We start from the raw sequence: 12,965 nt of genomic DNA on the forward strand, positions 1-12,965 counted from the left end.
GTCCAGGGAGGCGGGGCGGGAGAGGAAGTCCTTGAGGTAACGGCGCACGGCCTGGACGGTGTGGGCGTCGGCGTGGAGGACCTCCTCGAAGTAGCGGCGGACCTCGCGGACCTCCTCGCGGCGCATGTCGCCGTCGGCGCGGGCCACGTCCACGAAGAGGGCGGTGATGTCGCGGTCGAGCGGGTCCTCGTCCGGGGCCTGGACGATGGGGAACTCGCCCGGGCCCTGGGTGAGGGGGACTTGTTCAGGAGGCGGCTCGAAGGTGGAGGGGAAGTCGCTGAGGATTTCAGGGAAGTCCGGGGGAGCGCCGTGCTGTTCGTCGAAGTAGTGGCCCAGGGCGGTGCCCAGGATGAGGGCGAGCACAATGGCCCAGGGCCCGCCCATGAGGAGGCCGGCCATGAGACCCAACATCGCCCCGAGAACTTTTCCCGCGCCCATGCCTTCGCTTCGCTCCCTTGTGCCGGGCCAGTCTTGCATAAGGTGGGTCGCATGACGGCTCAGTTGATTGACGGCAAGGCAGTGGCGGCGCGCGTGCGGGCGGAGATCAAGGAGGAGGTGACGCGCCTGAAGGCGGAGCGCGGCATCACCCCGGGTCTCGCCGTGGTGCGCGTGGGAGAGGACCCGGCGTCCAAGATTTATGTGACGGGGAAGAAGAAGGCCGCCGAGGAGGTGGGCTTCAACTCCTGGGAGCACCACCCGGACGAGACCATCACCCAGGACGCGCTCCTGGCGCTGGTGCACCGGCTGAACGAGGACCCGGCGGTGCACGGCATCCTGGTGCAGCTGCCGTTGCCCAAGCACATCGACGCGGACGCCATCATCGCGGCGGTGAAGCCGGAGAAGGACGCGGACGGCTTCCACCCGATGAACGCGGGGAATCTGCTCCTGGGCAGGCCGGCGACGCGAGCGTGCACGCCCTATGGGGTGATGCGGCTGTTGGAAGAGGTCGGGTGCAATCCGGCCGGCAAGCGCGCGGTGGTGGTGGGGCGCAGCAACATCGTGGGCAAGCCGCAGGCGCTGATGCTGCTGCAGAAGGACGCGACGGTGACGGTGTGCCACCGCAAGAGCGACCTGCCGGCGGAGGTGGCGCAGGCGGACATCCTGGTGGTGGCCGTGGGCGTGCCGGAGCTGGTGAAGGGCGCGTGGATCAAGCCCGGCGCGGTCGTGATTGACGTGGGCATGAATCGCAAGGCGGATGGGAAGCTGGTGGGGGATGTGGAGTTCGCCGCCGCGGCGGAGCGCGCGTCGTTCATCACGCCGGTGCCGGGTGGGGTGGGGCCGATGACGATCGCGATGCTGATGAAGAACACGCTGGAGGCGGCTCAGCGCGCTGGGAAGTGATGTGATCGGCAGGACCTCCCTGTCCATGCTTGGGCAGGGAGGCGAGACGGTCATCGCTCCATTGCAAGACGGGAAATGCCTTCACGGAGTGCGACCGTGAAAACCCGCGAAGGCGCTCCTCGTCGGTAACACCGGCAGCCTGATTGAAGATGACGCGGCCAGAGATTACGGTAAAGCGCACGACGTCGTTCCCGATATAGGCGCAGTCGCATCCGAACGCGTCGCAGACGGCGACGACTCCATTCAAGATTTTTCTGAACTCCTCTGCGTGAGCGACGTCGGCTGCCTTGCCAATCCAAAGAGAGGGCGAGTGCTGCGTCAAATCCGCCTGCTCTCCGCGAGAAATACACATCCTCCTCGGTGGCGGGACCCATGCGCATTTCAACCGTGGCGGCCGTGCCCCATAGCCCACCGTCCTTGCCGGTTGCTGACGCAACAGCTTCGCCCAGCGCCGACGTATACACCGCGAGGACTTCCTGGGCTGTCTTGCCAGCGCTAAACATCAAGGAAGAGAAGTACATCGCAAGCCTTTTGGGGGGTAAAGATGGGCGTCTTGTTTCAGTGGCAAGAGGAGTTGGTGTGGAACCCATCTCGTGGACGCGCTGGATTCGAGCAACAACAGTACATTCAAGACGCTGATCGCTGGGCCGTTCGCGATAGCCTACGGAATGCTCGTGGCTTGCGAGCCGGATCTGTCGCTCTCGATGCGTGAGGCAACGGGACGTCTTGCACGCCGAGGCGAAGTGCTGGTGTCGGGGAGAGGGCGGGACGAGCCAATCTACGAGGGGCTTGGCGATTGATGGAGTGCCGCTTGAGTCCATGAATCGTTCGGGACTCCCTGCCCATATGAGGACGGGGAGCCCCGAAGGCAAAGCTCTCTACAGACCGCAGACGTACGGACCGCCCTGGTTCTTGCATGCGTCGTAACGGATGCACCAGCCGTCCGGCGTCGAATAGGCATACATGTAGAAGCCATTCGCGCAGCGGACGCGGTCGGTGGGAATTCGGCACCAGCCGATATCGGTGTCCGGGTCACAGCTGGTCGGTGGTGCCATGGCGTGCACCGGACGGTCTGACTCCGAGGACTGCGTCTCCGGCGGTGCTTCCTGCGCTGCTTCAGGCCCGCAGGCGACGAGAAGCATCGCAGCGCCCGCCGCCATTCCAACTGACTTCACCAATGAATGCCATTGCATGGCTGTCTCCGTGACGGGGTGGGGCCGCTGGAACAGTCTAGCTTGGAAATCCGAATTGGAAGCCATGGCCCGAGTTCCAATCGGGAGCGACTGGAATCGTCACTGTGGACAGATGATTTCGGGACCCTGGCTGTACTTGCAGACGTCGCGCGGGATGCACCAGCCATCCTGTGTCCAGATGGCATACATCTCGATGCCGTTGTTGCAGGGCACGCGGTCGCTGTAGACGCGACACCATCCGACATCCACGCTTTCGTCACAGCTGTTGGGCGGAGTCATCGCGTGCACCGGGCGGTCAGAGGTCTCCTGGGTGGCTTCGGGGCCGCAGCCAGCGAACAGCAACGCGCCGACCAACAATCTCCAAGACTTCCTCAACGGCTGCATTTTCATGAGCGTGTCTCCAAGCGGGGAGGGGAGTCTAACCGCCATTCCTCTTCGCCCAGGGCGGGACATGACGGAAGATGCGTGCATGGGTCCGGCCTTGCATCGATGCGCAGTGGGCGGGGCCGCGCTGGGGCTGTTGCTACTTGCCACCCCAGCGCGTGCCCAGGACGCCACGGCCCTGCCCACGTTCTCCCTGGAGCGCCTGGATCCGAACCCGGGGCTGGGACCCCTCGCGTTCGGAAATGGCGAGCTGCTGGCGCCCGGGGCGCTGCGCATCTCCGTGATGGCGCACTACCAGCACTCCTCCCTGCGGATACCGAACGGCTTGCTGGAGCCTTCGCTCGTCCTGTCCCGGACCACCGGACTGGTGTCGATGGCCGTCGGCGTGCTGCCCTGGCTGGAGCTTCAGGCCCAGCTTCCGGGCGTCATCCACCAGAGTGGCGCGGACTTGAGCACCTCGCTGTCCATCGCCTCGCCTTCGCGCAGCGGGCTGGGGGCGCCACGGGTCGCGGCCCGGTTGGGCCTGCTGGGGACCTCCGCTCCCGACGCCTTCCACCTTGCGGTGGACCTGGACCTGCGGTTGCCCGTGGGCGGCTCGGGAGCGTTTGCCCGCGACCGGGGTGTCCGCGGCCAGGGCCGCGTCATGATGGGCAAACGGTGGGGGGCCGTGGCTCCGGCGCTGGAACTGGGCGTGCTCCTGCGTCGCGGTGTGTCCGGCTCCAGCGTGGACCGCATCAACGGCGTGGGCAACGAGCTTCGCGCCGGTGCGGGTGTGACGGTGGGCTACGCCCTCCGCGCGGAGGTGTCCGCGCTGGGTGCCTACTCCTGGCGGCAGCAGCGCTTCAGCGGCGAGCTGTTGGGCGGCCTGCGCTACGCACCCATCCGGCCGTTCGAGTTCTTCGCCATGGGCAGCGCGGGCCTGGGCTCGGAACCTGGGACGCCCCGCTTCCGGGTGCTCGCGGGACTGGCTCTGATGCTCTTCGACAAGCCGCCGCCTCCGCCCCCGGAGGACATCGTCTACGAGCTCGTCCAGGGACTGCCGCGTGCTCCCGCCGAGCCCCAGCTCGAGCCCGAACCCACGCCTCCCGAGCCCCCCACGCCCGAGCCTTCCGTCGAGCCGGCCTGGTCCGACACAGACACGGATGGGGACGGTGTCGTGGACGCGCTGGATGCCTGCATCCATGAGAAGGGGACCCGGGAGCACGGCGGTTGCCCCGAGACCGGCGACCCGCTCGTCACGCTGACCCGCGAGCGCCTCGTCCTCCATGGCCAGGTCTTCTTCGAGGTCGGCGTGACGACGCTGCCGGGCCGCTCGCGCGTGTTGGATCAGGTGGCGCGGGTGCTCCTGGAGCATCCGGAGGTGGAGCGCGTCGTCATTGAAGGCCACACGGACGCGGAAGGTTCATCTGCCTCCAACCAGCGCCTGTCCCTGGCTCGCGCGGAGGCGGTTCGTGACTACCTCATGCGGAAGGGCGTCCCGGCCCACCGCTTGGAGGCCCGGGGACTCGGTGCGCGTCGGCCCGCAGGCTCCAATGGGACACAATCAGGCCGGGGCGAGAACCGCCGCGCGGAACTGCTGTTGATCCTGGGCGAGCCCACTTCGTCCCGCTCCATCCCCGCGCCTCCTCCTCAATAGGAACGCCAAGACACGACAATGGTGTCCGTGGTACACTATGTCCGGAACAGGGAGGCTTGGACATGATGAACCGCGAGGAGCGCATTGCGGGAGGGTTGTATGGGCTGCTCATAGGCGATGCGCTGGGCGTGCCCTACGAGTTCCACCGGCCGGAGAGGATTCCCTCCCCAGAGGCCATCGAATACGACCCACCTCCGGGGTTCGATCGCGCGCATGATCGCGTCCCCCCGGGCACGTGGTCGGACGATGGCGCCCATGCGCTGTGCCTCCTGGATTCGCTGACGTATCAGAAGCGGCTCGACTGCGAGGACCTGGGGCGGCGGCTGGTGAACTGGCAGGACTGGGGTTACCTCGCCGTGGATGGCGACGTGTTCGACGTGGGCATCCAGACCAGCACCGCCCTGCGCCGGTTGCGCGATGGCACCCCGGCGATGCTCGCGGGCCCCAATGGCACGATGGACAACGGCAATGGCTCACTGATGCGTGTGTTGCCATTGGCCCTGTGGCATCGGGGCAAGGATGCCGCACTCGTCTCGGATGCCATGGCGCAGTCACGCGTCACGCATGGCCATGTGCGCGCCCAGGTGTGCTGCGCGCTGTACTGTCTTTGGGCTCGTCGCATCCTCGAAGGCGCGGCGGACCCGTGGGCTGAAGCCGTGGCCACCTTCCGGGACCTGTACGTCGAAGGCTTCCCACAGAGGGAGGAACTGGAAGCCCACGTCCGACCGGACGACCCCGCACCGGGGACGGGCGGCGGCTACGTCGTGGACTGCCTGCGCTCCGCACGCGCTTGCGTGGCGAACGGGAAGACCTACGAAGAGATCGTCAAATCCGCCATCCGGCTGGGCCACGACACGGACACCACGGCCTGCGTGGCGGGCGGCATCGCGGGCCTCATCCACGGCGTGAATGGCATTCCTCACCGCTGGCGCTCCCAGCTACGAGGTGAAGATCTGGTGAAGCCGCTCCTGGATCGGCTCCTCGCCGCGACTCGCGGATGAGACGCGAAGCCCCCGGACCTGTTCCGTCCGGGGGCGCGCGGACAGGAACTACAGCGACTGGCTCTGCTCCTGAGCCGTCTGCGGCTGGCTCTGGGGCGCACACGCCAGGAGCTCCTCCGCAGGGGCTTCGTTCTCGACGCTGGCCGTGCTGGCGAACGGGCAGCCGCACCACGCGGTCCAGAGCACCACGCAGCAGGGGGCAGGACCGCAGACGGAGCACTTATCTCCCTCTTCGACGGGCGCCTGCACAGAGGACACCTGGGTGTCTTCCGCCGCGAACGAGGGCGCCGCGAACAGCATCAGGAGGGAAGCCATCTTCGGGAGGTCGGAGCGGCGGAGCAGCTTCATGGTGTACCTCGGGGAGAACGGCGCGTCGGGTCCACGCCGGTGGGACCCAGGAGCTTCGCACATCTTCCCCGTGCCCCGTGACGCCCCCTCAGTCCGGGAAGATCTCCAGCACGTCCTTCAGCATCGCCGCGCCCGTGCCCCGCGCGCCCTGCTCACCGTTGATGACGGTGTTCACGCCGTGCAGGTCGCTGCGGAACACCGCGCCCATCTCCATCGCGCCCAGCCGGGCCAGGGGATGGGCCGAGTCCACGGCGGTGGGCCGCACGCTCCACTCCCACTGCTCGCCGCCCACGGGCTCGCCGCGCGCCAGCAGCAGCACCTGGCCGCCCTTCGCCGTCGCCGCGTCCAGCTCCGCGCGCGTCACGCCGCGCATGCCCGTTACGGCCACGTCCTTCAGCATCGTCGGCACGCGCATCACCGCGTTGGCCAGGATGACCAGCTTGCCCGCCGTGTCCCAGCCATCCACGTCGAGCGTGGGGTCCGTCTCCGCGATGCCCAGCGACTGCGCCTCCGCCAGCGCGGCCTCGTACGTCCTGCCCTCCGCCATGCGGCACAGCAGCAGGTGGCTGGTGCTGTTGAGCACGCCCTCGAACCGGCCCAGCTTCCCCAGCGCCAGGTCCCGGCGGCCCACGTTCACCAGCGGCATCGACGCGCCCACCGCCGCGCTGAAGCGCAGGGGAGGGCGGCCCGGCGACTCCAGGTCGCTCATGCCCGCCAGCTCCTGGAACCCCAGCACCAGCGGCCCCTTGCTCGCGAGCACCGCCGCCATGCCTCGCGACAGCGCGTCCCGCGTGATGTCCAACCCGGGCTGCCCGTCCTGGAAACTCGTGGGCGTGGCCTCCAGCAAGAGGTCCGCCTTCACCTCGCGCACCAGGTCTCGCCCGCTCAACCCCGGACGCCCCACCACCGGCAGCGACGCCACGGAATGCCGCGCCCGCTTCACCGCCAGCACCGCGCCGATGTCCAACCCGTTCGGCGACACCGCCGCGCCGCCCGAGTCCGCCAGCCCCACCGGCAACAGCTCCAGCCGGTAGCGCTCCATCAACAGCGATGCGCGCGACTGGATGATCTCCAGGAGCGGCACGCCCACGTTCCCAAGGCCCGTGAGCAGGAAGCGCACCGTGCGGACGGCGCGCGGGTTCATGGTGCGAAGGCCTCGCGCACCCCGTCACGGCGCAGCGTGAAGAGCATCCACACCGCCACCGGCACGCCCACGAAACAGCCGGGCGTCAGCGTGTACATCGCGCAGATGGCGCCCACCGTCGCCAGGCCGTACCCCTTGAGGTTCATCGCGTTCCACGCGCCCCAGACGGCGAGCACCCCGCAGAGGATCCCGCCCAGGATGGCCAGCGTGAAGCCCGTCGTGAACTCCAGCACCACCGGCGCCTGCCCCGGCGTCGAGAAGGGCGACGCCACCTTCAGCGCCGCCAGCAGCCCGCCGAGCAGGCTGAAGGTGACGTGCAGCACGCCCACGACGAGCAGGAAGAACGCCGGGAAGCGCACGATCTGGAAGATCTTGATGCGCGGGTCGCCCGACTCCAGCTGAGGACCAGGACCGCTCATGACCGCCCCTTCAGCGCGCCCACGATCATCCGCGTCGCGGGAGACTTGTTCAGCGTGTAGAAGTGGATGCCCGGCACTCCGCGCGCGAGCAGCTCCATGCACTGCACCGTGGCGTGCGCGACACCCAGCTGCACGACGGCGTCAGGCTGATCCTTCACGCGCTCCATCTGCAACGCCAGACGCATGGGCACTGTCGCGCCACACATGCGCGTGAAGCGCTGGACCTGCTCGTAGTTGGTGATGGGCATGATGCCGGGAACGATGGGGACGTTGATGCCCGCCCGCCGCGCCCGCTCCACGAAGTCGAAATAGAAGGCGTTGTCGAAGAAGAGCTGCGTCACCACGAAGTCCATCCCCGCATCCACCTTGGCCTTCAGGTGCTTGAGGTCGTCCTCGCGCGACGCCGTCTCCACGTGGCCCTCCGGATAGCACGCGCCTCCCAGGCAGAAGTTGAAATCCTCTTCTCGAACGAATCGGACCAACTCCTCCGCGTAGCGGAAGCCTCCGGGCACCGGCTCGAACGTCGCCTGCCCCAGCGGCGGGTCCCCTCGCAGCAGGAGCACGTTCTCGATGCCTGCCGCGTCGAGCCGGCGCAGCACGTCACGAAGCTCGTCGCGGGTGTGTCCCACGCACGTCAGGTGCGCCATCGCCTCGATGCCGGTGTGCTTCTTGATGTGCGTGACCAGGTCCACCGTCCGGTCGCGCGTGCTCCCGCCCGCCCCGTACGTCACCGACACGAATCCCGGCTCCAGCGGCGCAAGCTCCTCCACCGTGCGCAGGAGCGAGGCCACGCCCGCGTCCGTCTTGGGAGGAAAAAACTCGAAGGAGAAGCTCGGCTTGGAGGGGTTGAGGCAGTTGCGAATCTTCATGTCGGGAGGAGTTTAGTCCCTTCCGCGTCGGCCTTGATCGGAGAAGGTGCGCCGCTATAGTCCGCGCCGTTTCGCCACCCCCTGCCCATCATGGAGAAGTCAATGACCCGGCGTACGCCCCTCAACGAGGCCCACCGCAAGCTGGGGGCCCGCATGGTCGACTTCGCCGGCTGGGACATGCCGGTGCAGTACTCGTCCCTCACCGCCGAGCACGAGGCCGTGCGCACCGCTGTCGGCCTCTTCGACGTCTCCCACATGGGCGAGATCGAGTTCACCGGCCCGGGCGCCCTGGAGACCGTGAACCGGCTCATCTCCAACGACCTCTCCCGAATCCAGGACGGCCAGGCCGTCTACGCGGGCCTGCTCAACGACCTGGGCGGCTTCGTGGACGACGTCGTCGCCTACCGCTTCAGCCCCGAGCGCATCCTCATCTGCGTCAACTCCAGCAACCGCGAGAAGGACTTCGCCTGGATGAACGCGCGCGCGGAAGGCGTCAAGCCCGTGGACAAGAGCGACGACTACGCGCAGATCGCCATCCAGGGCCCCAAGGCCGTGGGGCTGGTGCAGCGCCTGACGAAGTCGGACCTGTCCCAGGTGGGCACCTACCGCTTCACGGAAGGGGAGGTCGCTGGCGTGAAGGCCATCATCTCCCGCACGGGCTACACCGGTGAGGACGGCTTCGAGCTGTACTGCGCCGCCGGCGACGCCGTGAAGCTCTGGGACGCGCTCCTGGAGGCCGGGCAGCCGGACGGCGTGAATCCCTGTGGCCTGGGCGCGCGCGACTCGCTTCGCACGGAGATGAAGTACGCGCTGTACGGCAACGACATCGACGACTCGCACACCGCCCTGGAGGCGGGCCTGGGGTGGATCGTCAAGCTGGACAAGGCGGGCGGCTTCATCGGCAAGGACGCGCTCGCCGCGCAGAAGGCCGCGGGCGTGCCGCGCAAGCTGGTGGGCTTCGAGCTCACCGACAAGGGCATCCCCCGCCACGGCTACTCCGTCCTCAAGAACGGTGAGCGCGTGGGCGAGGTGACGAGCGGCACCATGGGCCCCACGGTGAAGAAGTCCATCGGCATGGCCTACGTGCCGGCGAACCTCGCCGCGGAAGGCTCCACCTTCGACGTGGACATCCGCGGCCGCGCCGTGCCCGCCGTCGTCGTGAAGACCCCCTTCCTCAAGAAGTCCTGATTTCCTTCCTTCCCCACCTGTTGTGAGGAGCTGAAACCCCATGGCCAACATCCCGCAGGACCTGAAGTACACCCAGGAGCACGAGTGGGCCCGCGTCGCGGGCAAGAGCGTCGTGGTGGGCATCACCGACCACGCCCAGACCACACTGGGCGACATCGTCTACGTGGAGCTGCCCAAGCTGGGCGCCCAGGTGTCGGCCGGCGACTCGTTCGGCACCGTCGAGTCCGTCAAGGCCGTGTCGGAGCTGTTCGCACCTGTCTCCGGCACGATCGTGAAGGTGAACACCGACCTCACGGAAGAGCCCGAGAACCTCAACACGGATCCGTACGGGGACGGGTGGCTCGTGGAGATCGAGCTCTCGGACGCCGGGCAGCTGAGCAACCTGCTGGACGCCGCCGCCTACGAGAAGCTCACCAAGGAGTAGTTCCGCGCGCGCAAGAAGTCGGGCGTCCCGGTTGTTAGAGACGCTCCATGGAGTGCCGAGCCCGCTCGGACGCCGAACTTCCTACCGCACCTCACGCGAGCCCTTCGACCATGTCCCTCAACTGGAAGTACCAGGAGTCCTTCGCCGGCCGGCACATCGGCCCGGAGACCCCTGAAGTGAAGCAGATGCTGTCCACGCTGGGCGTGGACTCGCTGGACGCCTTCGTGGAGTCCACCGTGCCGCCCGTCATCCGCTCCCCGGAGCCCCTGCGGCTGCCCGCGGGCAAGGGTGAGAACGAGGTGCTGGCGCAGCTGGAGGCCATCGCGGCGAAGAACCAGGTGTTCCGGTCCTTCATCGGCATGGGCTACAGCGACACCCACGTCCCCAACGTCATCCTGCGCAACATCTTCCAGAACCCAGGCTGGTACACCCAGTACACGCCCTACCAGGCGGAGATCGCCCAGGGCCGGTTGGAAGCGCTGCTCAACTTCCAGACGATGGTGACGGACCTCACCGGCATGGAAGTGGCCAACGCCTCCATGCTGGATGAAGGCACCGCCGCGGCGGAGGCCATGGCGCTGGCGCTGCATGCCAAGGGCACCGACGCCGGGGGCGCGTTCTTCGTCTCCGACGGTTGCCACCCGCAGACGGTGGACGTGGTGCGTACGCGCGCCCTCCCGCTGGGCGTGGAGGTCGTCGTGGGCGACCACCGCACGGTGGACCTGTCCCAGAAGAAGTTCTTCGGCGCGCTGGTGCAGTACCCGGCGACGGACGGCGTGGCGCACGACTACCGCGCCTTCGGCGAGAAGGTGCACGCGGCGGACGGCCTGCTCGTCGTCGCGGCGGACCTGCTGGCCTTGACGCTGCTCACCGCGCCCGGCGAGTTCGGCGCGGACGTGGTGGTGGGCAGTGCGCAGCGCTTCGGCGTTCCGCTGGGCTACGGCGGCCCGCACGCCGCCTACTTCGCCACGAAGCACGCCTACACCCGCGTGATGCCGGGCCGCCTCATCGGCGTGTCCGAGGACTCCGGGGGCCGGCCCGCGCTGCGAATGGCGCTGCAGACGCGCGAGCAGCACATCCGCCGTGAGAAGGCCACGAGCAACATCTGCACCGCGCAGGTGCTGCTGGCCGTGATGGCCGGCATGTACGCCGTCTACCACGGGCCGGAGGGGCTCAAGGCCATCGCGGAGCGCGTGCACGGACTCACCGTGGTGCTGTCTCGCGGCCTGGCGAAGCTGGGCTTCAAGCCGAAGCACGAGCAGTTCTTCGACACGCTGCGCGTGGAGCTGACGGCCCCGCAGGTGCGGGGCGTGCTGGCCGCCGCGGAAGGCGCGAAGATGAACTTCCGCCGCATCGACGAGAAGACGCTCGGCCTGTCGCTGGACGAGACGACGCGCGCCAAGGACGTGGAGGACATCCTCGCGGCCTTCATCCAGGGCGCGAACAAGTCCGCGTCCCCGGTGAACCTGGACGAGGTCGCCGAAGGCCTGGAGAGCCCGCTCGCCCCCGAGCTGCGCCGTCAGAGCGCGTACCTCACGCACCCGGTCTTCAACCGCTACCACTCCGAGACGGAGATGCTGCGGTACGTGCGCCGGCTGGAGGCGAAGGACCTGTCCCTCACGCACTCCATGATTCCGCTGGGCAGCTGCACCATGAAGCTCAACGCCACCGCGGAGATGATCCCGGTGACGTGGCCCCAGTTCAGCAAGCTGCACCCGTTCGCACCCACCTCGCAGGCGGCCGGCTACAAGGTCATCTTCGAGCAGCTGGAGCACGCGCTGTCGCAGGTGACGGGCTTCGCCGGGTGCTCGCTGCAGCCCAACGCGGGCAGCCAGGGTGAATACGCGGGCCTGCTCGTGATTCGCGCCTACCACCAGGCGCGCGGGCAGGGGCACCGCGACGTGTGCCTCATCCCGTCCTCCGCGCACGGCACCAACCCCGCCTCCGCGGTGATGGCCGGCTATCGGGTCGTCGTCACGAAGTGCGACGAGAACGGCAACATCGACCTGAACGACCTGCGCGCCAAGGCGGACCAGCACAAGGACAAGCTGGCCGCGCTGATGGTGACGTACCCCTCCACGCACGGCGTGTTCGAGGAGGAGATCCGGGAAATCTGCTCCGCCATCCACGAGCGCGGCGGCCAGGTGTACATGGACGGCGCCAACCTCAACGCGCAGGTGGGCCTCACCGCGCCGGGCCTGGTGGGCGCGGACGTCTGCCACATCAACCTGCACAAGACGTTCTGCATCCCGCACGGCGGTGGCGGCCCGGGCATGGGCCCCATCTGCGTCGCGTCCCACCTGGTGAAGTTCCTCCCTGGACACCCCGTCATGCAGACGGGCGGAGGGGACGCCATCGGCGCCATCTCCGCGGCGCCGTGGGGCAGCGCGAGCATCCTGCTCATCTCCTGGATGTACATCCAGATGATGGGCGGCGAGGGCCTGACGCAGGCCACGAAGATGGCCATCCTCAACGCCAACTACGTCGCGGAGCGGCTCCAGCCGCACTACCCGGTGCTCTACCGGGGCAAGCGCGGCCGGGTGGCCCACGAGTGCATCGTGGACCTGCGCCCGCTCAAGAAGACCGCGGGCGTGGAGGTGGAGGACGTGGCCAAGCGCCTCATGGACTACGGCTTCCACGCGCCCACCGTGTCGTTCCCGGTGGCGGGCACGCTGATGATTGAACCCACCGAGTCCGAGTCCAAGGCGGAGTTGGATCGCTTCTGCGACGCGATGATCGCCATCCGCCAGGAGATCCGCGACGTGGAGGAGGGCCGCGCGCCCAAGGACAACAACGTCCTGAAGAACGCGCCGCACACCGCGCGCACGCTCACCGCGCCGGAGTGGAACCGCCCGTACACCCGCGAGCAGGCCGTGTTCCCCACGCCGTGGGTCCGCGACAACAAGTTCTGGCCGTCCGTGGGACGCCTGAACAACGTGCTGGGTGACCGCAAGCTCGTGTGCTCGTGCCCTCCCATCGAGGACTACGACACGCCCGCGCAGAAGGTCGCTTAAGCCG

General features: G+C 68.1%; 14 protein-coding genes. 7 read left to right on the forward strand and 7 right to left on the reverse strand.

The genetic code is table 11. From position 1 onward, the window contains the following. The coding region (locus D7V77_RS17275) for a TerB family tellurite resistance protein (RefSeq protein ID WP_233597070.1) at positions 1–399 on the reverse strand (399 nt) is incomplete at its 3' end. Between the two features lie 90 nt (positions 400–489). On the opposite strand from D7V77_RS17275, the gene folD reads away from it, so the two are divergent. Next, positions 490–1,341: a bifunctional methylenetetrahydrofolate dehydrogenase/methenyltetrahydrofolate cyclohydrolase FolD gene (gene folD / locus D7V77_RS17280; RefSeq protein WP_120577391.1), complete on the forward strand. Its 852-nt coding sequence runs from the start codon at positions 490–492 to the stop codon at positions 1,339–1,341. A gap of 593 nt (positions 1,342–1,934) precedes the next feature. Next, the gene (locus D7V77_RS43275) at positions 1,935–2,141 is read left to right on the forward strand and encodes a hypothetical protein (protein ID WP_147452085.1); all 207 of its coding nucleotides are present in this window, start codon (positions 1,935–1,937) and stop codon (positions 2,139–2,141) included. 78 nt (positions 2,142–2,219) lie between these two features. On the opposite strand, the gene D7V77_RS43725 is transcribed toward D7V77_RS43275, so the two are convergent. Further along, positions 2,220–2,396 carry a hypothetical protein gene (locus tag D7V77_RS43725; RefSeq protein ID WP_158624418.1) on the reverse strand — a complete coding sequence of 59 codons (177 nt, stop codon included), beginning with the start codon at positions 2,394–2,396 and terminating at the stop codon, positions 2,220–2,222. 237 nt (positions 2,397–2,633) lie between these two features. Continuing rightward, positions 2,634–2,924, reverse strand: coding sequence for a hypothetical protein (locus tag D7V77_RS43730; protein WP_158624419.1), 291 nt, complete (start codon positions 2,922–2,924; stop codon positions 2,634–2,636). Positions 2,925–3,015: 91 nt separating this feature from the next. Between D7V77_RS43730 and D7V77_RS17290 the strand changes: the two genes are divergently transcribed. Together D7V77_RS17290 and D7V77_RS17295 are read left to right on the forward strand one after the other, a co-directional pair. Beyond that, positions 3,016–4,554, forward strand: coding sequence for an OmpA family protein (locus tag D7V77_RS17290; protein WP_158624420.1), 1,539 nt, complete (start codon positions 3,016–3,018; stop codon positions 4,552–4,554). Between the two features lie 62 nt (positions 4,555–4,616). After that, positions 4,617–5,555 carry an ADP-ribosylglycohydrolase family protein gene (locus tag D7V77_RS17295; RefSeq protein WP_120577394.1) on the forward strand — a complete coding sequence of 313 codons (939 nt, stop codon included), beginning with the start codon at positions 4,617–4,619 and terminating at the stop codon, positions 5,553–5,555. A gap of 48 nt (positions 5,556–5,603) precedes the next feature. Here D7V77_RS17295 and D7V77_RS17300 read toward each other — a convergent pair whose 3' ends face one another. The 4 genes from D7V77_RS17300 to metF form a co-directional block, all read right to left on the reverse strand. Then, the gene (locus tag D7V77_RS17300; RefSeq protein ID WP_120577395.1) at positions 5,604–5,903 is read right to left on the reverse strand and encodes a hypothetical protein; all 300 of its coding nucleotides are present in this window, start codon (positions 5,901–5,903) and stop codon (positions 5,604–5,606) included. 88 nt (positions 5,904–5,991) lie between these two features. Continuing rightward, on the reverse strand, positions 5,992–7,047 hold the full coding sequence (locus D7V77_RS17305) for a homoserine dehydrogenase (protein WP_120577396.1): 1,056 nt from the start codon (positions 7,045–7,047) through the stop codon (positions 5,992–5,994). Further along, positions 7,044–7,466 carry a hypothetical protein gene (locus tag D7V77_RS17310; protein ID WP_120577397.1) on the reverse strand — a complete coding sequence of 141 codons (423 nt, stop codon included), beginning with the start codon at positions 7,464–7,466 and terminating at the stop codon, positions 7,044–7,046. The genes D7V77_RS17305 and D7V77_RS17310 overlap by 4 nt, the downstream gene beginning before the upstream one ends. Further along, complete coding sequence (gene metF / locus D7V77_RS17315; RefSeq protein ID WP_120577398.1) at positions 7,463–8,335, reverse strand: methylenetetrahydrofolate reductase [NAD(P)H]; 873 nt, start codon at positions 8,333–8,335, stop codon at positions 7,463–7,465. Before metF ends, D7V77_RS17310 begins: the two co-directional genes overlap by 4 nt. A gap of 102 nt (positions 8,336–8,437) precedes the next feature. Between metF and gcvT the strand changes: the two genes are divergently transcribed. From gcvT to gcvP, 3 genes are all read left to right on the forward strand, one after another. Then, on the forward strand, positions 8,438–9,523 hold the full coding sequence (gene gcvT, locus D7V77_RS17320; RefSeq protein WP_120577399.1) for a glycine cleavage system aminomethyltransferase GcvT: 1,086 nt from the start codon (positions 8,438–8,440) through the stop codon (positions 9,521–9,523). A 40-nt stretch (positions 9,524–9,563) separates the two neighbouring features. Next, the gene (gene gcvH, locus D7V77_RS17325) at positions 9,564–9,947 is read left to right on the forward strand and encodes a glycine cleavage system protein GcvH (protein ID WP_120577400.1); all 384 of its coding nucleotides are present in this window, start codon (positions 9,564–9,566) and stop codon (positions 9,945–9,947) included. 110 nt (positions 9,948–10,057) lie between these two features. Further along, positions 10,058–12,961, forward strand: a complete 2,904-nt coding sequence (gene gcvP / locus D7V77_RS17330; protein WP_120577401.1) for an aminomethyl-transferring glycine dehydrogenase — start codon at positions 10,058–10,060, stop codon at positions 12,959–12,961. Positions 12,962–12,965 lie beyond the last annotated feature (4 nt).

This window comes from Corallococcus sp. CA041A, assembly GCF_003612075.1.
In the GTDB taxonomy this organism is placed as follows: Bacteria; Myxococcota; Myxococcia; order Myxococcales; family Myxococcaceae; genus Corallococcus; species Corallococcus exiguus.